Raw genomic sequence first — 21,337 nt, forward strand, 5'->3', positions numbered from 1 at the left:
ATAAGTCGGGCAAAAGAAAAGCGCCGACATCGTGCAATGGGCGCTGGTGCGCCTTGTGATTACGGGCTGCTAAACCCGGCTGCGGAATGTGCCGCAGCAGAGCGATCTTGCTACTCGCCAATGCAGCGAGTCAAGACAGCACGGCACGGCTCCCAACCGATCCCTCGTATCTGGCGTATTGTTGTGCTCAAAGACGGCTTCGTTATCCCACTACGAGAAAGCGATGACTTCCACTGCCGAAACGCCAGACCGTGCGATTCCACTGCTCCCCGGTCGCTCGATCGAACGCACGGTCGCCTTCTATCGGCGGCTGGGCTTTGTCGGCGACGCGCACCCGCACGATGCGGGCTACGCGATCCTGACGCGTGGCGAGGTGGAGCTGCATTTCTTCGCACACCCGGACCTGGATCCTGCGGCCTGCTATGCGGGCTGCTATATCCGGGTTGGCGATGTCGATGCGGTCTACGCCGCCATGCGCGCCGCGCAGCTACCGGCGCACGGCATCCCCAGACTCGATGCTGTCAGCGACAAGCCCTGGGGCATGCGGGAATTTGCGCTTGTCGATGAGAACGGCAATCTGATCAGGATTGGGCAGCTAATCGGTAGCTAGGCGTCCAATCGCCTGCATCTGCGTACCTGGCTATCCGGAACAGGCCGTCGGTCAGGTGGCACGATATACACGCTGCCCGACATCGCACGATGCAGATATCGGACCTTGTTGGCATGCGATGGCAGCCGGCGATGCGTTTGCCGCGCATCACCGTGCATCGGTTGCCAGCTGTATCTCTGCCGGTGTTGCAGTGCCCAGCGCAGCATAGGCAGCGCGCAGTGCCTCCACAAGACGCGCATCGCCAGAGAGCGTAGCGAACACCGCATCCACGGTGAGGAATGCCGCGATGTCATGGCTGGCATCGCCGGTGGTCGAACGGGCGATGTCGCTGAGGACCTCGCTCAGTGGATCGACCAGGGTAATGCCGTTGGCCGCCTGCCTGCGCACGAACTGCAGCCATGCCGCTACCGGAATGCAGAGCCGGTCGACCCGGCGCCCGGCGTCCAATGCATCGCTGATGACGCCGAGCACGCGCACCGGAATCTTCTGCGAGCCATCCCATGCGATCTGGGCGAGCAGGTGGCGGATGGCGGGGTTGCGGAAGCGGGCGAGGATGGCGCCGCAGTAGTGCTGCAGGTCGAAGCCTTGCATCGGTTGCAGGGTGGGGGCGATGTCCTCGCGCATCAGGGTTTCGACAAAGGTGGCCAGTTGCGTGTGGCGCATGGCGTCGGCGACGGTTTCCAGATCGAGCAGGCTGCCGAGATAGGCGAGTGCGGAGTGCGGGCCGTTGAGCAGGCGCAGTTTGGCGCGTGCATAGCCGGCGATATCGTCGCTGAGAATCACCCCTGCGCTTTCGAAGGCGGGGCGGCCGTTGCAGAAGCGGTCTTCGATCACCCACTGGCTGTAGCGCTCGCGCTGGATCGGCCAGGCGTCGTGCAGACCGGTTTGCGCTTGTACGTTGGTGCGCAGTGCGTCGTCGGTGGCGGGGGTGATGCTGTCGACCATTGAGCGCGGGAAGGTGACGTGCCGGTCGATCCATGCCGCAAGCGCGGGATCGGTTTGCTGTGCGAGCAGCAAGACTGCGCGGCGTAGCAGGTTGCCGTTGTCTTGCAGGTTGTCGCAGCTGAGCACGGTGAACGGTGCGCTGCCCTGCTGCCTGCGTTGTTGCAGGCCGGCGACGAGATAGCCGACGGCGCTGCGCGGTGTGCCGGGGTTGGCGATGTCGTGCGCGATGTCGGGATGGGTGAGGTCGAGGGTGTCGCCTGCGAGGCAATATCCCTTTTCGGTGATGGTGAGGGTGACCAGGCGCACGGCGGGATCGGCCAGGCGCGCGAGCACGGCGGTTTGTTCGTCGGCAGCGCACAGCACCTCGCGGATGGCGCCGATGATGCGCAGCTGCGGGTGTTCGTCGAGCAGGGCGAGGGTGTAGAGGCCGTCTTGTGGGCGCAGGGCGTCGCGCACGCTCGGGCTGTGCAGGGAGACGGTGCAGATGGCCCAGCTGGGGTCCTGCGCGAGCAGGTCATCGATGTAGACGGCCTGGTGGGCACGGTGGAAGGCGCCTGCGCCTAGATGGACGATGCCGATGGTGGTCTGTTTGGGGTCGTAGCTGGGAGTGAGGACGGTGGTTGGTAGGTGCGCGAGTGTTGCGATGGAGAGCGTTGGAATTGGCATGGGTTTTTGTTTGGAATCGTGGGGGTGCTGCAAGTTCGCCTGTGGCCGTACCCTTACCCCAACCCCCGCTCCGCGCCCCGGCCCACGTCTTGCAACGCGGGCGCTCCAAGGCACGCGCGCCAGTGGCGCGCAAGCGGCGCCTCTTCGCCCCGGCGAGAGAGGGGCTTAGGGCAATCGCGGCTGAGGGTCTTCTTTGGCCGTGGCCGCATGGCGAGGGTGTCAACGGCTGCTACTTGTCGGTGACGGTAAAGCGTTGTGTGCTGCGGATGTCTGCACTGGAAGCGCCGATCTGTACTTCGTAGTCGCCTGGATCCACTGCGTAGGCCTTGCGCTGCTCGTCGTAGATGCGCAAGGCGTCTTGCGCCTTGAGGGTGAAGCGCAGCTGCCGTTGTTCGCCGGGTTGCAGGGTGATGCGCTGGAAGCCGCGCAGTTCCTTGATGGCGCGTTCGCGTTGCGGCTTGAGCGGATGCAGATACAGCTGCACTACTTCATCGCCTGCGCGTTGGCCGGTGTTCTTCAGCGTGACCGTGGCCGTGAGCGTGCCATCGGCGGCAACGGTGGTGCGATCAAGGCGTAGATCCGAATACGCAAACTGCGTGTACGACAGGCCATGGCCAAACGGGTACAGCGGCTTGCCGGTGAAGTAGCGATAGGTGCGGCCGCGCATGGCGTAATCGTCGAAGGCGGGCAGGCGCTCGTCTTCCTTGTAGAAGGTGATCGGCAGGCGGCCGCCGGGACTGGCCTGGCCGAACAGCACATCGCCAACCGCGCTGCCGCCGCGTTGACCGGGGTACCAGGCCAGCAGGATGGCGGGCACGTGGTGCTGCGCCCAGTCGATCGCCAGCGCCGAGCCGGTGGTCAGCACCGCAACCACCGGCGTGCCGGTGGCCTGCAGTGCCTGCAGCAATTCGCGCTGCGGTTTGGGCAGGCGGGTGTCGGTGCGGTCGCCGCCGGCAAAACCGGGATAGTTGACGTCCATCTCCTCGCCTTCGACATCGCCGGTGAGGCCACCGACGAACACCACTACCTCGGCGTTGCGTGCGGCGTCCACCGCTTCCTGCAGCGGCGGTTTGGCGCCGGGCATGCGCCAGGCCAGACGCACGCCGGCATCGCGCGTGGCCTCGAAGTATTCCACGCGCAGGTCGTAGGCCTTGCCGGCTTCCAGCGCGACGCTGGCATTGCCGCCGCGCATCCGCGGGGCCTCGCTCCATTGATCGATGAGCAGCTTGCCGTCCAGAAACAGGCGCACGCCGTCGTCGGCGGCAATCTGCAGCTCGTAGGTGCCCGACACCGGCGGCAACAGCTGGCCATGCCAGCGCACGCTGAAGTCGTCCTTGGCCAGCGCTCGGTCGGCCTGCAGTTCACCGCGGCCCACGGCATCGTCGGTGGGCGCATTGCGGTCCCATCGGAAGGCGATACGCGGGTCGATGCGGGTCAGCACCGGCTGGCCGGCCAGGGCGCGGCCCTTGAAGTATTCGCCGGTGAGGCCGTTCTGCTTGGCATCCGGCGCCGGGCGCAGATAGCGGGTGTCGATCGGTGCCGCGGCATTGGGGTCTTCGCGCCCTTCCACCAGGTCGCTGCCGCGCGCGTAGACCACCTGTGCCTGCGGTGCAGCGTCGCGGATGCCTTGCAGGATGGTGACCGGCGCGGCCGGCGTGCCGTAGTAATTGCCCAGCAGCGACATCGGGTCGTCGGCGGTGGGGCCGATCACGGCGATGCGCTTGAGCGTGGGTTTGAGCGGCAGCAGGCCGTCGTTCTTCAGCAGCACCAGCGATTCGCGCGCGGTGCGGCGGGCCAGTGCATCGTGCTCTGGCGATTGATTCACCGCCGCAGGAATCTGCGCCCACGGCACCCTGGCCGGCGGGTCGAACATGCCCAGCCGCATGCGCGAGGTCATCAGCCGCTTGAGCGCGGTGTCGATGCTGGCCTCGTCGATCAGGCCGGCACGCACCGCCGCCGGCAACGCGGCATAGGTGTCGCCGCAATCCAGGTCGGTGCCATGCTTGACTCCGAGCGCGGCGGCGGCCTCGGGCGTGGGCACGATCTTGTGGTTCTGCCAGATATCGCGGATGGCGGCGCAGTCGCTGACGATGTAACCATCGAAACCCCAGTCGCGGCGCAGGATGCCTTCCAGCCGCGTGCTGGCCGAGGCGGATTCGCCATTGACGCGGTTGTAGGCGCCCATCACTGCGGCGACCTTGCCTTCCTGCACCAGGGCCTGGAACGCGGGCAGATAGGTTTCGTGGAGATCGCGCTCGCTGGGATGCACGTCGAAGTGATGACGGTCGGCCTCGGGGCCGCTGTGCACGGCGAAGTGCTTGGCGGTGGCATCGAGCTTGCGGTACGGCCCTTGCTGCGCCTGCAGGCCCTGCACGAAGGTCACGCCCATGCGCGCGGTCAGGAACGGGTCTTCGCCATAGGTTTCCTGCCCGCGGCCCCAGCGTGGATCGCGGAAGATGTTGATGTTGGGCGACCAGAAGGTGAGTCCCTGGTAGCGCTTGTGCTCGCCGCGCGCCAGGAACGCGTGGTGCTTGGCGCGCGCTTCGTCGCTGATGGCGGTGGCCACCTCGGCCATCAACGGGGTATCGAACGTAGCAGCCAGGCCGATCGCCTGCGGAAACACGGTGGCGCCGCCGGCACGCGCCACGCCGTGCAGCGCTTCGTTCCACCAATCGTATTCGGGCACCTGCAGGCGCGGGATCGCCGGGGCGGCGTTCTGCATCTGCGCGGCCTTTTCTTCCAGCGTCATGCGCGACACCAGGTCGGCCGCACGCGCGTCGAACGGGCGTTGGGTATCCAGATACGGCGGCGGCGTTGCGGCCTGCGTGCCGGTGGCGGCCAGCGCCACCGCCAGCAGTAAGCCGCGCGCAGGTGGGCGACGCGGGGCGGTGGCGCGGTGGGCGGGGTGCGAATGCATGGTCAGTCCTCCTGGGTGCGGTGCGGTTCCAGCTGGGCAAACGGCCCGATCATGCTGCCGACGAAGCCGCCGGCCTGTGCGGTGCTGAGCATGCCCGCATCGTCGTTGCGGTGTAGCGATTGCCAGCCGCGCCCATCGGCATCGAAGGCAAAGCTGTACGCACCGCCATCGCCGCTGATCTGCAGGCGCAGCTGCGCCGTTGCGGGGACGCGGGTGCGTGCGAGCGTGGTGGTTCTTGCGCCCTCGCGCTTGTCGAGAAAGACGTCCAGCGCATCGCCGTTGCGTCGCACGCCCAACGCATACCACGCATTGGAATTCTGCAAGACCGCAAGCCCGGCGCTGACGCCGGCCTGCGTGGGCACCGCCAACGCGGTACTTGCGGCAAAGCGCGTGTGTTGCTGGCGCCGCGCGAGGAAGGCGGGTGTGGTTGTGCTATCCAACCCTTGCGCACTGGCATGGAGGGTCAGCCAACCGGCGCGTGCGCTTAGATCGGCCACCTCATGTTTGGGCACACGCAGAGATAGCCATTCGCGCTGCAGCGAGGTGCCGGCGAAGTCGTCGCGCCAGGTGAAGTTGCCCGACAACGGGGCTTGATCTGCCGGGGTCTTGGCGCCGCGCGGGCTCTGTGCGACATACGGAATCGGCTCGCCGGCCGGCAGGATCGACGGCCAGCCATCGCGCCAGTGCACCGGCAGCAGGAAGGTTTCGCGCCCGGTGTTGTAGCGTTCGCCCGCATACGGGCGGCTGGCCAGGAACACCGCCCACCATTGCCCGTCCGGTGTGTCCACCAGATCCACATGCCCGGCATTGCTGATCGGATGCGCGCGCCCGGCCGGCAGGTCGCGTTGGGTCAGGATCGGATTGTGCGGTGATGCGACATACGGCCCCCACACGTTGCGGCTGCGCAGCACCACCTGCGAATGCTGCGGCCCGGTGCCGCCTTCGGCACACGAGAGGTAATACCAACCGTCGCGTTGATACAGATGCGGGCCTTCGATCCAGATCGGCTTGCTGGCCAGATCCACCCCACCGTTGAGCAACACCTTGCGCGGGCCGACCGGTTGATTGTTGGCGAGGTCGAAGCGCTGCATCCAGATCGCGCGATGGCCTTCGTACAACGGCGTGCCTTCCGGCGGGCCGTTGTTGAGCAGGTAGGCGCTGCCGTCGGTATCGAAGAACAACGACGGGTCGATGCCGTCGATGCCCGGCAACCACGTCAGTGCCGACCATGGGCCGGCGGGATTGCGGGCGCTGGCGATGAAGTTGCCGCCGCTGTCGACCGAGGTACCCACCACATAGAAACGCCCGGCATGATGACGGATGCTGGCAGCGAACATGCCACGCGACACGCCCAGCCCGTCGTAGTCGAGCTGTTCGCGGCGCTCGACCACATTGCCGATCTGCGTCCAGTGCACCAGGTCGGTACTTTCGAACACCGGGATCGCCGGGAAATACGCGAACGTGGAGTTGACCAGGTAGTAGCGCTCGCCCACGCGTGTCACGCTGGGGTCCGGGTAGAACCCGGCCAGCACCGGGTTGCGGTAGTGGCCGGGTGGCAATGGCGTGGCGAACACCGCATCGTCGCCGCGATACTCGAACCAGTCGAAGGCGACATCGGCGTGTGCTTGCGCCTGCACGCGCGCAGGTGCGGCCACCGCAAGCAGCAGTGCCGCAAGCGCGGCCGGCAGCCAGCGCATCACCAGTCCCACATCGCACCGTCTTCCAGCCGCGCGATCGGCAACTGCTTGGGCACGTAGGGATACTTCGCGGCCAGGGCTTCGTCGATGTCCACGCCATGCCCGGGTGCTTCGCCGCAATGCAGGCGGCCATCGCGGAATACGTAATCGTGCGGGAACACCGCGTTGGCCTCGTCGGAATGGAACATGTATTCCTGGATGCCGAAGTTGGGCACCCAGGTGTCGAAGTGCAATGCCGCGCCCATGCACACCGGCGACAGATCGGTGGCGCCGTGGAAGCCGGTACGCACCTGATGCAGCGCGGCGAAATCGGCCAGCCGGCGCACATGGGTGATGCCGCCGGCGTGGACGATGGTGGTGCGGATGTAGTCGATCAGTTGCTGCTCGATCAGGTGCTTGCAATCCCACAGCGAATTGAACACCTCGCCCACCGCCAAGGGGGTGACCGTGTGCTGGCGAATCACCTCGAACGCGCGCTGGTTTTCTGCAGGGGTGGCGTCTTCCAGCCAGAACAGCCGGTATGGTTCCAGGTCGCGGCCCAGCCGCGCGGCCTCGATCGGGGTGAGCCGGTGGTGCGCGTCGTGCAGCAGCTCGATCTCGTCGCCATGATCGTTGCGTAGCTGCTCGAACAGCTTGGGCACCACGCCGAGATAGCGTGGTGTGGACCACACCGTTTCGGTCGGCAATTCGCTCTCTGCCGGCTCATACGGTTTGCCGCCGCTGGAAATGCCGTAGGTCTTCTTGATGCCGGGCACGCCGCACTGCGCGCGGATGGCGATGAAGCCCAGCTCGCGGAAGCGGCCCACCTCATCGCTGGTTTCGGCGATATCGCGGCCATTGGCATGGCCGTAGACCAGCGCGCCCTCGCGCGAGCGCCCGCCCAGCAGCTGATACAACGGCAGGCCGGCCATCTTGCCCAGGATGTCCCACAAGGCCACGTCCACCGCAGCGATCGCGCTCATCGTCACCGGGCCGCGCCGCCAGTACGCACCGCGGTAGAAGAATTGCCAGATGTCTTCGATGCGGCCGGCATCGCGGCCGATCAGGTTCGGCACCAGGTGTTCCTGCAGGTACGCCGCCACCGCCAGTTCGCGGCCATTGAGCGTGGCATCGCCCAGCCCGGTGATGCCCGAGCGGGTGCGGATCTTCAGGGTGACGAAGTTGCGGCCCGGGCAGGTGACGATGACGCGCGCCTCGACGATCTCGCGATCGCGGGCCGAGCCTTGCAGCGGAGCAGGGGAGTCGGGGGTCTGTGACATCGTGGTCTCGCTCAGGGAGAAGTGGCGGCAGTGAGGGGGAGTTCGAACGGGCCGGCCGGCAGGCCGCTGCGGTCGTACAAGGTGCATACCGGGCTGTCGGCCCAGCAGTAGCGCACGCGCGTGACGGCCAGGCCGGTGGGAACGCGCAGGCTGATGGCGTGGTCGTGCAAGCTGGCAACGGCATAGCGGCAGCTGTTGGACGCGGCGCCGCACAGCTCGAAGCCGATCGGCGCATCGGCGCCATAGCTGAGCAAGGCGGTGTCCACCTCGTCGAAGGCGATGCGCACGCTGTCGCCTTCGCGTTGCGCGCTGCGCGGCACCGGGCCGGAGGGCGCAAGCGCCTCGCCGTACACCACTTGCCGCGCCACACGCGCCAGGCGCCGGCCCAGTTCCTGCTTGTTGGCCGGATGGATGTCGTAGCGGTCGCCGATGTCGATCGTCACCGCCAGGCCCGCATGCGCATCGTTGGCGACGAAGCGGCGCTGCGCCTCGCGCAGCTGCGCCCAGCCGCTGTCGACCGGCTGGGTGGGCGGCGCGCCATAGTTGGCCAGCTGCACGATCAGCAGCGGCAACTGCGCACCGAAGCGCTGCCGCCAATCGCGTTGCCATGCAGCGAGCAAGGCCGGGTAATGCACCGCATCGCCGGCATTGGATTCGCCCTGGTACCACACCACGCCACGCAGGCCGAGCTGGCCGAGCGGGGCGATCATGCCGTTGTACAAGGTGGTCAGCCCGGCCGCCGACGACCACGGCGCGCGCGGTGGCGAGCCCAGTTGCGGCGGCACGATGCGGTACTGCCAGGGCGCATCCAGTGGCAGCGTGCTGCCATCGGCGAACTGCAGCGCACGCGATTGCGCATCGCCCAGCAGCCCACCGCGCCGATAGGTGTTGAGCACATTGAGCACGATGCTGTTGCGCCCGGCATGCAGGCGCCCGCGCGGCACGCTGTAGCGACGCGGCTGGTCGGCACCGTAACTGCTGCCCACGCCGCGCCCGTTGACCCAGGTCTGGTCCAGTTCGTCCACCGGCCCGAGCAACAAGCTGGCGTCCTGCGCGGCCTGCGCCGGCGTCAGCTCCACGCTGGTGCGGTACCAGACCATGCCGTTGAAGCCGACCAACTGCGGCACACCCCAGTCGTCCCACGCGCCCAATGCCGCCGGTGCGGTTTGCCAGGCGCCGGGCGCATCCGCCTGCCAGGGCTCGCCTTCGCCGTGCGCATGCCACCAGGCCTCCCACAGCGCCCCCCAATGCGGCGCGGCATCCACCGGGTCGCGTGCGTAACGCGCCAGCACATCCAGCGCCGGGCCATCGTCACCGGCAGCGCGCAGTGCCTTCTCACCGATCCAGGCCTGCAGTTGCGAGCCGCCCCAGGAGGCGTTGATCAGGCCCATCGGCACATCGACGGTCTTCTGCAACTCACGCGCGAAGTAATAGCAGGCCGCAGAAAAATCCTTCACCGTCTCCGGTGTGGTGAGTTGCCATGCCGCAGCGCCACCGAAGCGGCGCTGCGGCGTCGGGCTGGACTGCGCCGGCACCTTGAACATGCGGATGCGCGGGTTGTCGGCATCGGCGATCTCGCTGCGTGAATCCAGGGTGCGATGCACCTGCAATTCCATGTTGGATTGGCCCGAGCACAGCCACACATCGCCGATCAGCACGTCATTGACCTGCTGCGTCACGCCCGTGCTGGTGCGTGCGCTCAAGCTGTACGGGCCACCCGCGGCGTGCGCGGGCAGGCGTGCCTCCCAGTGGCCTTGCCGATCTGCGCGTGCCTGCACCTGCTGCGCATCCAGTTGCACGCTCACGCGCGCGCCAGGGGGTGCGTCGCCCCACACCCGGATCGGCGCATCGCGCTGCAACACCACATGCTCCTGAAACAGTGCATGCAGCAGCGGCGCATCGGCCGCCTGCGCCAGGCGCGGCAGCAGTGCTGCGCAGAGCGTTGCCATGATGACCGTCGAGAGGCGCGCGTTCATTTCGGATTCCCCGGTGCATACGGAAACTTCAGCGCCTGGTAATACGCCAACGGATGCGCCGGCGGCGCCGTGCCGGCCGGCAACGGCAGCCCGGACACGCGCTGGAAGTAGGCGATGCTGGCATCGCGCCACCACTGCGCTTCGTCCTGCTGGATCGCCAGGAAGTTCGCTACCTGCTGGTAACGCGGTGGATCGATCTTGCCGGCAAGCCCCTGCCAGGTGGCTCGCATGGCACGCACCTCGTCCACGCCATGGTCGTAATGCCATACCAGCTCGTCCCACAGCGTCCGCCGGGAGGCCATGCGGTGCTCCCAGGGCACATGGTGGAACCACAGCAGGTAATGCTCCGGCACGCGCTGCACATCGCCGAACATGCGCGCCACTGGCTTGGCGTATTGCGCCACCGCATTGCTGCCGCTGGCGCTACGGTCAAAGCCGATCCCGTTACGGTCGGCGCGGTGGTAGTAGACCGGGTCCCAGTCCGGGCGCTCGCTGCCCGCATCCCAGGGTGCCGGGCCGTAGTGATGGCCGCGACCCATCAGGTGATGCAGGCCGAGCGGGGTCATGTAGTCCACCACTGCCTCGCGCGAGCGCAGCATCATGTCGACCACGGGCGTCACCACGTCAGCATCGTTGGAGAAGGTCATGCGTGCCCACTCCTGCGCGATCGCCTGCGGCGACAACTGCGGGTTCCACGCCAGCCGCCCGTACGCATACCAGTTGGCCTGATCGAAGATCGAGCCGCTCCAGTTGCGGTCCGCACCGATGTTGGCCACACCGGCAATGCCGGTCAGGCGCGTGTGTCTGGCATCGTTGAAGAGCGTGCCATCCACGGTTCTGGCAACGGTCGAGCCCTTGCCGTGTGCATAGGTGTCGGCCTGCAGGGTCTCGGCAAACAGCGTGCCCAGATAGGCCAGATGGGTCGAAAAGCCCAGATACTCCTTGGTGATCTGGAACTCCGGCATCAACGGCGTCTTGCGCATCGCACCGAACAGCGGATGGAACGGCTCGCGCGGCTGGAAGTCGATCGCTCCGTTCTTGACCTGCACGATCACGTTGTCGCGGAATTGCCCATCCAGCGGCAGGAACTCGCTGTACGCCTGCTTGGCGCGATCGTCCGGTTGCTCGTGCGAATAGACGAATGCGCGCCACATCACCACCCCGCCGTGCGGCGCCAGCGCGTCGGCCAGCAGATTGGCGCCATCGGCATGGCTGCGCCCGTAATCCTGCGGGCCGGGCTGGCCTTCGGAATTGGCCTTTACCAGGAAACCGCCGAAGTCCGGAATGCGTGCATAGATCTGGTCGGCTTTGTTGCGCCACCACTGCTGTACCTGCGGATCCAGCGGGTCGGCGGTCGTCAAACCGCCGATCTCGATCGGCGCGCTGAAGCGCGCGCTGAGAAACACGCGAATGCCGTAAGGGCGAAACACCTTGGCCAGTGCCGCCGCCTTGTCCAGATACTGCGGCGTCAGGCTCCAGGCCTTGGCGTTGACGTTGTTGAGCACGCTGCCGTTGATGCCCAGCGATGCATTGGCGCGCGCGTACTCGGTGTAGCGTGGATCCAGGTAACCCGGCAGGGTCTGCCAGTTCCATAACGAGGCGCCGGCATAGCCGCGCTCGACCACCCCGTCCAGGTTGTCCCAGTGGTTGAGCATGCGCAGCTGCAAGCGCGGCGACTCGCGCAGGTCCAGCGCGGCCAGCGACTGGCCGGTCTGCAACAGGCGCAGGAAGTGGAATGCCCCATACAGCGCGCCGACATCGCTGCCGCCGACGATGACGGTCGTGCGATGCCCGTCCACGCTGACACTGCGGATCAGATAGCCCTCGCGGCCCAGGCCGGTGGTCTGCAGCTGCAATGCCGCGATCTGCGGCGCAGCCGCCGCGCCCAGCAAGATCGCCCCATCGCGCGTGACATTGGCGGACGACTGCGGCGCAGCACCAAGCAGGCCCGACAGTCCACGCTGCAATTCCTCACGTGCAGCCTGCAACGTCGGCGAGTCGCCGGCGACGATCAACTCGCTTGCGTTGCCACGCAACTGCGCCGCGTCGGCCAGCGGGTGGTAGCGCAACCATAAATCGTAGCCATCCTCGGCCCGCGCGCCGGCACTGGCCAGCATCAATCCGCACAGCAACGTCAGCGCCAGCCACCACGGCTGCGCCAACGCTGCGCAATACGCGCCGCAGCGCCGCATTGCACGCGCGCTCATGCGGCATGCTCCAGCGACATCACCGCACGCCGCGGCGTATCGCCGCTCTGCCTGCTTCCCGGTACCATGCGTCGCATCGTCATGCACGCAGTCGGCGCTTGCGTTACTGCAGCGGGTTGTGTGCATCGTGCAGGTTCGCCACCCACTTGAAGAGGCCACGCTTGGAGAAGGTCAGGAAATCGGTCCGCCGCACCAGCCGCGCGACCACCATCGACGAGGTGGCGGCGCTGGCGAAGGTCTCGCCGATGACGGTCTCGCGCGTGGTCAACAACAACGGCAGCGTGCGCGATGCCACCCGTGCCCGCGTGCTGCGCGCGGTCGACAAGCTGGGCTACACGCCCAACCTGGCGGCCAGTGCCCTGGCCGCCGCGCAGAGCACGCGCATTGCGTTGATCTACAGCGATCCCAGCGGCGCCTACCTGCGTGAGTTGCTGCTGGGCGTGTTGCGGGTTGCCTCGCGCACACCGATCCAGCTGGTGATCGATTGCTGGGACGACCTGGATGCCGACGCCGAACGCCGTGCCGCGCGCAAGCTCGCCAAGGGCGTGGCCGGAGTGATCCTGCCGCCGCCGCTGTGCGAATCCAAGGCCGCGGTACTGGAGCTGGTGCGCGCCAAGGTGCCGGTGGTGGCGATCGCCTCCAACCATTTCAGCCCGGATGTGGCCTGTGTGCGCATCGACGAATTCGCTGCCGCCAAGGAAATCACCGAGCATCTGATCGCGCAGGGCCACACGCGTATCGGTTACATCGCCGGGCATCCCAACCTGTCTGCCAGCACGCGTCGCTTCGAGGGGTTCCAGGCCGCGCTGGCCGATGCGGGCCTGCGGCTGGACCGGCATCTGGTGCAACCGGGCGACTACACCTACAAATCCGGCCTGGTCGCTGCGGAAAAACTGCTGGCGCGCAAACGCCGCCCCAGCGCCATCTTCGCCAGCAACGACGATATGGCCGCCGCCGCAATCTCGGTCGCGCATCGACGCGGGCTGGATGTGCCGCGCGATCTGTCGGTGGTCGGCTTCGACGACACCTCCGCCGCCACTGCGGTATGGCCCGAACTCACCACCGTGCAGCAGCCCATCGCCGCCATGGCCGACGCTGCGCTGGACATCCTGTTGAAGACGATTCGCGCCAAGGAGCGCACGGCGAAGATGGTCGATCATGTGGTCGCGCACCTGCTGGTCAAGCGGGATTCGGTGGCCGCACCGGCGGCGCCGGATGCAACGGAACAGCCATGACGCTGCACGCGGTTCTGCGCGCAGGCCGCCGATGGTCGCCTGCGCGTGCAGGCGACCATCGGCATAACATCAACGCGTCAGATACTGGTTGATCAGGTTCTCGTAGGCTTCCTGACGGCCGCTGAGCTGCTTGGGTTCGTTGCCGGCGGCGTACTTGGCCAGATCCACCAGCGTGCTGCTGCCGTTGGCGAAGTCCGCGCCCGCGCCGCTGTCGAAGCTGGCGTAGCGCTCGGCGCGCCACTGCTCCAGCGGCGAGGAGGTCAGCAGCGCATTGGCCACTTCCAGCCCGCGTGCGAACGCGTCCATGCCGCCGATATGCGCCAGGAACAGATCCTGCGGGTCGGACGACTCGCGGCGCACCTTGGCATCGAAGTTCAGCCCGCCCGGTGCCAGCCCGCCCTGGCGCAGCACCACCAGCATCGCGCCGACGGTGTCGTACAGGTCGGTCGGGAACTGGTCGGTATCCCAGCCGTTCTGCGGGTTGCCGCGGTTGGCATCGATGCTGCCGAGCAGGCCGGCGTCGGATGCCACCTGCAGGTCATGCTCGAAGCTGTGACCCGACAGTGTGGCGTGGTTGGCTTCGATGTTCAGCTTGAAGTCCTGGTCCAGGCCGTGCTGGCGCAGGAAGCCGATCACCGTGGCGCTGTCGAAGTCGTACTGGTGCTTCATCGGCTCCATCGGCTTGGGCTCGATCAGGAAGTTGCCAGTGAAGCCGATCGCGCGGCCGTAGTCGCGTGCCAGGGTCAAGAAGCGCGCCATGTTGTCCTGCTCGCGCTTCATCTGGGTGTTGTGCAGGCAGGCATAGCCTTCGCGGCCGCCCCAGAACACGTAGTTCTCGCCGCCCAGCTCGACGGTGGCATCGATGGCGGCCTTGACCTGCACCGCCGCACGCGCCACCACGTTGAAGTCCGGGTTGGTCGACGCACCATTCATGTAACGCGGGTGCGAGAACAGGTTGGCGGTTCCCCACAACAGCTTGATGCCGGTGTCGGCCTGGCGCTGCTTGGCAATGCCGACCATGTGCTTGAGGTTGCTCTGGTACTCGCCGATGTCGTCGGCATCGGGCGACAGGTCGATGTCGTGGAAGCAGTAGTACGGCACGCCGAGCTTGGTGAAGAACTCGAACGCGGCATCGGCCTTGGCTTCGGCGCGATTCAACGCGGTGTTGCCGATATCCCACGGGTACGCGCGCGTGCCCGGGCCGAACGGATCGGCGCCGTTGCCGCAGAAGCTGTGCCAGTAGGCCACGGCAAAGCGCAGATGCTCGGCCATGGTCTTGTCGCCGACCTGCTTGTTGGCGTCGTAGACCTTGAACGCCAGCGGGTTGTCCGAGTCGCGGCCTTCGAAGCCGATCTTGCCAATACCGGGGAAATATTCCTTGGCGCCGATGTAGACGGTGTTGCTCATGGGGTGGAACTCCTGCAGAGAGGCGAGGGGAGAAGGGAAAGATGTCGCACGCGAGTGACCAGCCACGCAGCGCAGCGATCGCGCATGCAGGCCGTCACCGCCGCCACCGGCGCGCAGTCTCAATCAGCGCCGGGGACGGACGCCGGCACGGGCCCTGACCCGTGCAGCGCAGAATGTTAGCGCTACCACAATCGCGACCGAAAAAAGCCGCGCGATGGAGCGAAGCTGAAGATGCCATGCCGATCCCGAGTGAAGCGGTCTGCCCGACTTTACCCAGCCCGGCGCAGAAAGGCTTGCTGCGCTGCGAGATGTGCGCTGCCCCGAGCACCTGCGGCACACCTCTAGCGTTGATCGGCTCGCTAGCGCCCTGGCACCGCCAAACCAGCGCCGAGCACCCCGCGCGTACGCGGCTGACCGCCCGTTCAGCCGCGTACGCGCGGCGCCGGCCCGCCGCGCGCCGGGCAGCTACAATGGCCGGCTTATGACCGCTGTCCTGCCGCTGCCGCAACCCCTGGCCGACCCCGCGCCGCGCGACCCGCGCCAGCGGTTGCAGCGTGAGCAGCTGCGCCTGGGCAAACGCCTGCAGCGCCAGGTGGGCCAGGCGATTGCCGACTTCGGCATGATCGCCCCCGGCGACAAGATCATGGTCTGCCTGTCCGGCGGCAAGGACAGCTACACCTTGCTGGACATGCTGCTGCAGTTGCAGCGCAAGGCGCCGGTGCCGTTCACCCTGGTGGCGGTCAATCTGGACCAGAAGCAGCCCGACTTCCCCGCGCAGGTGCTGCCCACTTACCTGCGTGGGCTGGATGTACCGTTCGACATCGTTGAGCAGGACACCTATTCGGTGGTCAGCCGGGTGATTCCGGCCGGCAAGACCATGTGTTCATTGTGCTCGCGGCTGCGGCGCGGCGCGCTGTATGCCTACGCCCAGACGCATGGCGTGACCAAGATCGCGCTCGGCCACCATCGCGACGACATCGTGGCCACGTTCTTCATGAATCTGTTCCACCACGCCCGGCTCGCGGCGATGGCACCCAAGCTGCGCAGCGACGACGGCGCGCATGTGGTGATCCGCCCGCTGGCCTACGTGCGCGAAGCCGATATCGCCGCCTACGCGCAGGCGCGCCAGTTCCCGATCATTCCGTGCAACCTGTGCGGCAGCCAGGAAAACCTGCAGCGCCAGCAGGTCGGGCGGATGCTGCAGCAGTGGGACCGCGAGCAGCCCGGGCGGGTCGAGCAGATCGCCCGCGCGCTGGGCGATGTGCGGCCCGAGCAACTGGCCGACCGCACCCTGTTCGATTTCCTGGCGCTGGGCCGCAACGGCGATGCAGCACCGCCCGATCCTGATCCCGATTCCAGCGCCTGGCTCGCCGCCGGCGACAGCGCACACGACAGCGACTGACGCGGCCATCGCGGCGCCGGCAGTCTTTCCACCCTCCCCGTTTCTTCCTCCTCTTCGGTCTGACGCATGTTCTTTCGTAATCTCACCCTGTTCCGTTTCCCGACCACGCTGGATTTCTCCGAGATCGACACGCTGCTGCCGCAAGTGCAGCTCAAGCCGGTCGGCCCGCTGGAAATGAGCTCGCGCGGTTTCATCTCCCCGTTCGGCCGCGACGAGCAGGAAGTGCTCTCGCACCGTCTGGAAGATTTCCTCTGGCTCACCGTCGGTGGCGAGGACAAGATCCTGCCCGGCGCGGTGGTCAACGACCTGCTCGAGCGCAAGGTCGCCGAGATCGAAGAGAAGGAAGGCCGTCGCCCCGGTGGCAAGGCCCGCAAGCGCCTGAAGGACGACCTGATCCATGAGCTGTTGCCGCGCGCCTTCGTCAAGAGCTCGCGCACCGATGCCATTCTGGACCTGCAGCACGGCTACATTGCGGTCAACAGTTCCAGCCGCAAGAGCGGCGAGAACGTGATGAGCGAGATCCGCGGCGCACTCGGCAGCTTCCCGGCACTGCCGTTGAATGCCGAGGTCGCACCGCGCGCCATCCTCACCGGCTGGATCGCCGGCGAACCCTTGCCCGAAGGCCTGAGCCTGGGCGAAGAGTGCGAGATGAAGGATCCGATCGAAGGCGGCGCGGTGGTCAAGTGCCAGCACCAGGAACTGCGCGGCGACGAGATCGACAAGCACCTGGAAGCCGGCAAGCAGGTCACCAAGCTGGCGCTGGTGCTGGACGACAATCTGTCGTTCGTGCTCGGCGACGATCTGGTGATCCGCAAGCTCAAGTTCCTCGATGGCGCACTGGACCAGCTCGAACACAGCGAAGACGACGGCGCACGCGCCGAACTCGATGCCCGTTTCGCGCTGATGAGCGCCGAAATCCGGCGCCTGTTCCTGCTGCTGGAAACCGCGTTGAAACTGAGCAAGGCCGAGTAAGCGCAACGGTCGAGCGGTGGCGTGGTGTTGTCGCGATCGATGCTCGAGTCAAATGCCCGGTGAGTGGAGTGCGCGGTGCCCTCACCGCTCGCGGGACACGCCATGCATCCGTTCGTGGAGGCTCCTTGGCGGCGTCCATGCCGCCAAGGGTTTCGCAACTGGCAAGGACACCGCGCCAGTCAGTTGGTCGGCTGCTTTCTTGAAAGCGTGTCGTCCGGCTACGCTGCGCCAGGCAATGAAAAGTTTGCAGCTTGCGTGTCGAAAACTTGTCCACCGCTCGGCATGCGAAGGAGGAGAGTGAAAAGCTGGTCGACGCACAGTGATCCGACCGGCGCAGGTCATGCCCTGCCTGCAACCACACACCGACCATCTCGACTGGCCCTTGCCCGCTCGCCGTCGCGGGACCTTACGCGGCATGGATGCCGCGTAAGAGCCTACAAGGACGTACTTGCGGCGTGTCCCGCGATGGTGGGCGGGCAAGGGCCCTGCAGCCAAGTCGCCGATCAGCCGCTCTGCAACTGTTCCATTCGCGCTATCCAGTACGACACCCAAAACACAGAGACTTGGCCGTGCTGGGCGGGCAAGGGCCCTGCAACCAGGCCGCAGCTCTAGCGACGTCGGCTGCGCCCACCTGGCGGTGGGCAGCGTCGTTTGCCAGTCGCTCAAAGAAGTCGCGCCAACATCGAATGCATCAATCGCCCCGTCTCACCACCTGACACATCGCAGCGCTATCCTGTGCCCATGTTCAAGCCCGTCCGCCGCCTTATCGCGCCCGCCCCGCAGGTTGTCGAACGCGATTGCCTGCGCCTGCAGCTGGACGGGCGCGAGATCGCGGTGCTGCGCGTGCGCGACCCGCGTGCGCGGCGCATCAAGCTCAGTGTGGACGAACGCGGCGCGCGGCTGACCTTGCCACTGCGCGCAAGCCTGGTGGCCGGCGAACGCTTTCTGCAGGCGCATCTGGACTGGCTGAGCACGCAATTGTCGCGTTATCAGCAGGTGGATGCGTTTCCGGCGCTGGAGCGTGGCGTGCCGGGGCTGCTGCCGTTACGCGGCGCCTTGTTGCCGCTGAGCTGGCACGACGGGCGCTACGCACGCATCGAGGTCACCGATGACGGCGCGCAGTTCCATGTGCCGACCCGCCTGGGCGATGCAGGCCTGCGCCGCACGCTGAAAGAATTCTACGAAGCGCAGGCGCGCGCCGATGTCGGCCGCTGGTTGCCGAGCTATCTGCCCGGCCTGCCGCGCGCCCCGGCGCGGGTGCGGCTGAAGGTGATGTCCTCGCAGTGGGGCTCGCTGGCACCGGATGGCTCGATGGCGCTGGATCTGGCGCTGGTGCTCGGCCGCCCGTCCGCGTTCGAATACGTGCTGGTGCACGAGCTCTGCCACCTGCTGCAGGCCAACCACTCACCGGCGTTCTGGGCCGAGGTGGAACAACGCTTCCCCGCCTGGCGCGACGAGCGCAGCTATTTCCACGAGCACGGCCGCCAGCTCAAGGCGCAACTGCGGCGCTTGTTGCAGGTGGAGTGACGCGGGTCGTCGCGATGCAGTTGCCGTCGCTGTGGCGGCGCTCCTGCAACGATCAATGCGCGAAGTCGGGGCGCCAATGCGCTTCGGGCTTTCGTAGAGCTGCTGCGCGATGGCGCGGCTAGCGAAGTGACATAGCGCCACGCGGCTGCGCTAGCGCCATTGGTAAGACGCGGCGCGCGCAAGGTGCCGGCAGGCCAGCGGCGACAGCCACGCAAAGCGCCTGGTCAGGGCACACTCGATGGCCGCGATGCCGGCCTGCAGCTCGCGTGCCGGTCCCCAATGGTCGGCGTCGCAGGCCACCGACCAGACCTCATCCAGGCGCCGGCGATCGTCCGGATTCAGTTGCGGCGACGCGTGCACCGTCTCCAGGAACGTCCCTGGCAAACTCCACTGCTCGAAGGACTCGATCGCGGCGACAAGCGGGTCTGGATGGCCCATTGCGCTAGCTCAACGGTGCCAGGATGCCGTGCGCCGCTGACGATGCCTGCTGGCACTGAGGTCTGCTGTCGCATGCAAGGCAGCAAGCACGAACGTCAGCGCCATGGCATCGCGCAGGACGCATGCACGCATTCCACGCATCACGCGTGCGGCGGCGGCAACGACGCCAGGAATCCATTGATCACCGCCGCCACCGCGTCCGGCGCTTCCATGTGCACATGATGCGTGCCCGGCAATAGATGCAGGCGTGCATCGCGCATCAGTGCCACGCGGTGATCGCGCAGGGCATCGGGGAAGTACACCTGCGCCGGCGTGGCGAAGATGGCCTGGGTCGGGCAGGCGATGGAGGCCAGCAGCACGTCGATCTGCGCTTCGGTCATGCGGATGGCGGTGGGCAAGGTCAGGCGCGGGTCGCTGCACCAGCTGTAGCCGCCTTCGACCGCGCAGACCCCGCGCTCCACCAGCAGCCGCGCGGCCGGTTCGGTGAGCTGGTTGGCCATCATGCGTGCGCGCACCGGCATCTCCATCGACGGAAACACCCGCAACGGCCGCTGCGCCAGCGTGCGTGCCGACGCCACCGCATCGCGCAGGCGGGTGGCGGTGCTCTCGACCGGCTCGGCCAGCGCACCCAAGGCCTCGATCGCGATCAAGGCCTCGATGCGCTCCGGCGCCGCGGCCGCGAGCAAGCTGGCGACGCCGCCGCCCAGCGAGTGGCCGAGCACGCTGAAGCGCTCCCACCCCAGCGCATCGGCTACCTGCAGCAGGATCGCGATCGCGCTGCTGAGCGTGTATTCGGCGCCGGTCGGCAACCACGCGCTGTGGCCGTGGCCGGGCAGATCCAGCAGCACCAGATCCAGGTCCTGCGCGTGCAGATGCGCGCTCAGCGGCAGGAAGCTGGCGGCATTGTCGAGCCAGCCATGCAGTGCCAGCACCCGGCGCGGGCCACGTTCGGGGTTGCGCAGCCCGGTGACCCGGCCGATCGCCAGGTCGCACGCAAACGGCTCCAATCTCACGCGCGTCGCGCCACTGCGGCCAGTGCCTGCGCATGTGTCGGGCTGGCGTTGAGGCAGGGGATGTAGCTGAGCTTGGCGCCGCGTTCGGCCAGCGTTTCGGCAAAGCCCAGCGCCACTTCTTCCAGGGTTTCCAGGCAGTCGGTGGCAAAACCCGGGCAGACCAGGTCGAAGCTGCGCACGCCGCCTTCAGCCAGTTTCCACAAGGTCGGCTCGGCGTACGGCTGCAGCCAGCGTTCCGAACCGAAGCGCGACTGGTAGCCCATCTGCCATTCGTCCACGCCCAGGCCGAGCGCGGTGACGATGGCCTGCGCGCTGCGCTCGCATTGCTGCGGATACGGGTCGCCGGCATTGGCCACGCGCTGCGGCAGGCCGTGGAAGGAGAACATCAGCTTCTCGCTGCGCCCGTGCGCCTGCCAGTGCGCGCGGATCGAATCGGCGATCGCCGCGACCCAGCCGGCGTCTTCGCAATAGTCCTGGATCACCTCGACCGCGATTTCCGGCGCGCTCGGGCGCCAGGCATCGATCACGTCCTGGATCGAGGCGGTGGTGGTGGTGGAATACTGCGGATACAGCGGCAGCACCACGATGCGCCTGATGCCGCGCGCGCGCAGGCCATCCAGCGTCTTGCGCAGCGCCGGGGCGCCATAGCGCATGGCCCACTCCACGTGCCAGTCCGGCATGACCTCTTTCAGGCCCTCGGCCAGGCGGCGCGTGTACACGGCCAGCGGCGAGCCGTCGGGCAGCCAGACCTTGGCGTATTTCTCGGCCGACTTGGGCCCGCGGATCGGCAGGATCACCCCGTACAGCAGCGGCTTCCAGAACAGCGGCGGGATCGCGACCACGCGGCGGTCGCTGAGGAACTCGGCCAGGTAGCGGCGCACGGCCGGGGCGGTGGGCGACTCGGGGGTGCCGAGATTGACGACCAGCAGGGCGGTATCGGGGGTGGTGTTCATGCGCACCATTCTGGCAGAGCGCAGCAGCGCTGCCGAGGACAGCGCATCGATCGCCGCCATTGACCGCCTCTGCCGCCTGGCTGCGCTCACCACCGATTCATTGCGCCACCACT

General features: G+C 67.1%; 16 protein-coding genes. 5 read left to right on the top strand and 11 right to left on the bottom strand.

What is annotated here, in order from left to right:
- Nucleotides 1–223 precede the first annotated feature (223 nt).
- Nucleotides 224–610, top strand: a complete 387-nt coding sequence (locus DYQ94_RS17710) for a bleomycin resistance protein (RefSeq protein ID WP_126966943.1) — start codon at nt 224–226, stop codon at nt 608–610.
- Nucleotides 611–757: 147 nt separating this feature from the next.
- Here the strand turns inward: DYQ94_RS17710 and DYQ94_RS17715 are convergent, their stop codons facing one another.
- The 7 genes from DYQ94_RS17715 to DYQ94_RS17745 all read right to left on the bottom strand — a co-directional run bounded on the left by DYQ94_RS17715 (nt 758) and on the right by DYQ94_RS17745 (nt 12,545).
- The gene (locus DYQ94_RS17715) at nt 758–2,221 is read right to left on the bottom strand and encodes a mannitol dehydrogenase family protein (protein WP_160955237.1); all 1,464 of its coding nucleotides are present in this window, start codon (nt 2,219–2,221) and stop codon (nt 758–760) included.
- A 229-nt stretch (nt 2,222–2,450) separates the two neighbouring features.
- Nucleotides 2,451–5,138, bottom strand: coding sequence for a glycoside hydrolase family 3 protein (locus DYQ94_RS17720; RefSeq protein WP_160955238.1), 2,688 nt, complete (start codon nt 5,136–5,138; stop codon nt 2,451–2,453).
- Between the two features lie 2 nt (nt 5,139–5,140).
- Nucleotides 5,141–6,835, bottom strand: a complete 1,695-nt coding sequence (locus DYQ94_RS17725) for a glycoside hydrolase family 43 protein (protein ID WP_160955239.1) — start codon at nt 6,833–6,835, stop codon at nt 5,141–5,143.
- On the bottom strand, nt 6,835–8,094 hold the full coding sequence (gene manD, locus DYQ94_RS17730) for a D-mannonate dehydratase ManD (protein WP_104543696.1): 1,260 nt from the start codon (nt 8,092–8,094) through the stop codon (nt 6,835–6,837). Before manD ends, DYQ94_RS17725 begins: the two co-directional genes overlap by 1 nt.
- A gap of 11 nt (nt 8,095–8,105) precedes the next feature.
- A complete protein-coding gene (locus DYQ94_RS17735) occupies nt 8,106–10,070 on the bottom strand; it encodes a sialate O-acetylesterase (protein WP_126966939.1) in 1,965 nt (654 codons plus the stop codon).
- The gene (locus tag DYQ94_RS17740) at nt 10,067–12,262 is read right to left on the bottom strand and encodes an alpha-glucuronidase family glycosyl hydrolase (protein WP_126966970.1); all 2,196 of its coding nucleotides are present in this window, start codon (nt 12,260–12,262) and stop codon (nt 10,067–10,069) included. The genes DYQ94_RS17735 and DYQ94_RS17740 overlap by 4 nt, the downstream gene beginning before the upstream one ends.
- 118 nt (nt 12,263–12,380) lie before the next feature.
- The gene (locus DYQ94_RS17745; protein WP_016903660.1) at nt 12,381–12,545 is read right to left on the bottom strand and encodes a hypothetical protein; all 165 of its coding nucleotides are present in this window, start codon (nt 12,543–12,545) and stop codon (nt 12,381–12,383) included.
- On the opposite strand from DYQ94_RS17745, the gene DYQ94_RS17750 reads away from it, so the two are divergent.
- Nucleotides 12,496–13,512, top strand: a complete 1,017-nt coding sequence (locus tag DYQ94_RS17750) for a LacI family DNA-binding transcriptional regulator (RefSeq protein ID WP_228960737.1) — start codon at nt 12,496–12,498, stop codon at nt 13,510–13,512. The two genes, DYQ94_RS17745 and DYQ94_RS17750, sit on opposite strands and share 50 nt — an antisense overlap.
- 69 nt (nt 13,513–13,581) lie before the next feature.
- Here the strand turns inward: DYQ94_RS17750 and xylA are convergent, their stop codons facing one another.
- Nucleotides 13,582–14,919, bottom strand: a complete 1,338-nt coding sequence (gene xylA / locus DYQ94_RS17755) for a xylose isomerase (RefSeq protein ID WP_046342382.1) — start codon at nt 14,917–14,919, stop codon at nt 13,582–13,584.
- 481 nt (nt 14,920–15,400) lie between these two features.
- Between xylA and ttcA the strand changes: the two genes are divergently transcribed.
- The 3 genes from ttcA (at nt 15,401) to DYQ94_RS17770 (ending at nt 18,820) form a co-directional block, all read left to right on the top strand.
- The gene (gene ttcA / locus DYQ94_RS17760; protein WP_065048696.1) at nt 15,401–16,321 is read left to right on the top strand and encodes a tRNA 2-thiocytidine(32) synthetase TtcA; all 921 of its coding nucleotides are present in this window, start codon (nt 15,401–15,403) and stop codon (nt 16,319–16,321) included.
- Nucleotides 16,322–16,387: 66 nt separating this feature from the next.
- Nucleotides 16,388–17,293 carry a recombination-associated protein RdgC gene (locus DYQ94_RS17765; RefSeq protein WP_007974628.1) on the top strand — a complete coding sequence of 302 codons (906 nt, stop codon included), beginning with the start codon at nt 16,388–16,390 and terminating at the stop codon, nt 17,291–17,293.
- A 741-nt stretch (nt 17,294–18,034) separates the two neighbouring features.
- Entirely contained in the window at nt 18,035–18,820 is a 786-nt protein-coding gene (locus DYQ94_RS17770; protein ID WP_039513591.1) for a YgjP family zinc-dependent metalloprotease, read from the top strand.
- A gap of 150 nt (nt 18,821–18,970) precedes the next feature.
- Here the strand turns inward: DYQ94_RS17770 and DYQ94_RS17775 are convergent, their stop codons facing one another.
- The 3 genes from DYQ94_RS17775 to hemH all read right to left on the bottom strand — a co-directional run bounded on the left by DYQ94_RS17775 (nt 18,971) and on the right by hemH (nt 21,233).
- Nucleotides 18,971–19,258 (bottom strand): hypothetical protein, encoded by a 288-nt coding sequence (locus DYQ94_RS17775; RefSeq protein WP_065048698.1) that lies wholly within the window; start codon nt 19,256–19,258, stop codon nt 18,971–18,973.
- Between the two features lie 140 nt (nt 19,259–19,398).
- Nucleotides 19,399–20,265 carry an alpha/beta fold hydrolase gene (locus DYQ94_RS17780; RefSeq protein ID WP_160955283.1) on the bottom strand — a complete coding sequence of 289 codons (867 nt, stop codon included), beginning with the start codon at nt 20,263–20,265 and terminating at the stop codon, nt 19,399–19,401.
- A gap of 2 nt (nt 20,266–20,267) precedes the next feature.
- Nucleotides 20,268–21,233, bottom strand: a complete 966-nt coding sequence (hemH, locus tag DYQ94_RS17785) for a ferrochelatase (protein ID WP_126965101.1) — start codon at nt 21,231–21,233, stop codon at nt 20,268–20,270.
- Nucleotides 21,234–21,337 lie beyond the last annotated feature (104 nt).

This window comes from Xanthomonas sp. LMG 8993, assembly GCF_009835065.2.
GTDB classification, from domain to species: domain Bacteria; phylum Pseudomonadota; class Gammaproteobacteria; order Xanthomonadales; family Xanthomonadaceae; genus Xanthomonas; species Xanthomonas arboricola.

Bases quoted from the DNA above. Each gene is read 5' to 3' on its own strand.
- DYQ94_RS17725 (WP_160955239.1), bottom strand. From the start codon at position 6,835: ATGCGCTGGCTGCCGGCCGCGCTTGCGGCACTGCTGCTTGCGGTGGCC.
- ttcA (WP_065048696.1), top strand. From the start codon at position 15,401: ATGACCGCTGTCCTGCCGCTGCCGCAACCCCTGGCCGACCCCGCGCCG.
- DYQ94_RS17740 (WP_126966970.1), bottom strand. From the start codon at position 12,262: ATGCGGCGCTGCGGCGCGTATTGCGCAGCGTTGGCGCAGCCGTGGTGG.
- DYQ94_RS17775 (WP_065048698.1), bottom strand. From the start codon at position 19,258: ATGGGCCATCCAGACCCGCTTGTCGCCGCGATCGAGTCCTTCGAGCAG.
- manD (WP_104543696.1), bottom strand. From the start codon at position 8,094: ATGTCACAGACCCCCGACTCCCCTGCTCCGCTGCAAGGCTCGGCCCGC.
- DYQ94_RS17770 (WP_039513591.1), top strand. From the start codon at position 18,035: ATGTTCAAGCCCGTCCGCCGCCTTATCGCGCCCGCCCCGCAGGTTGTC.
- DYQ94_RS17735 (WP_126966939.1), bottom strand. From the start codon at position 10,070: ATGAACGCGCGCCTCTCGACGGTCATCATGGCAACGCTCTGCGCAGCA.
- DYQ94_RS17765 (WP_007974628.1), top strand. From the start codon at position 16,388: ATGTTCTTTCGTAATCTCACCCTGTTCCGTTTCCCGACCACGCTGGAT.
- DYQ94_RS17715 (WP_160955237.1), bottom strand. From the start codon at position 2,221: ATGCCAATTCCAACGCTCTCCATCGCAACACTCGCGCACCTACCAACC.
- xylA (WP_046342382.1), bottom strand. From the start codon at position 14,919: ATGAGCAACACCGTCTACATCGGCGCCAAGGAATATTTCCCCGGTATT.
- DYQ94_RS17720 (WP_160955238.1), bottom strand. From the start codon at position 5,138: ATGCATTCGCACCCCGCCCACCGCGCCACCGCCCCGCGTCGCCCACCT.
- hemH (WP_126965101.1), bottom strand. From the start codon at position 21,233: ATGGTGCGCATGAACACCACCCCCGATACCGCCCTGCTGGTCGTCAAT.
- DYQ94_RS17710 (WP_126966943.1), top strand. From the start codon at position 224: ATGACTTCCACTGCCGAAACGCCAGACCGTGCGATTCCACTGCTCCCC.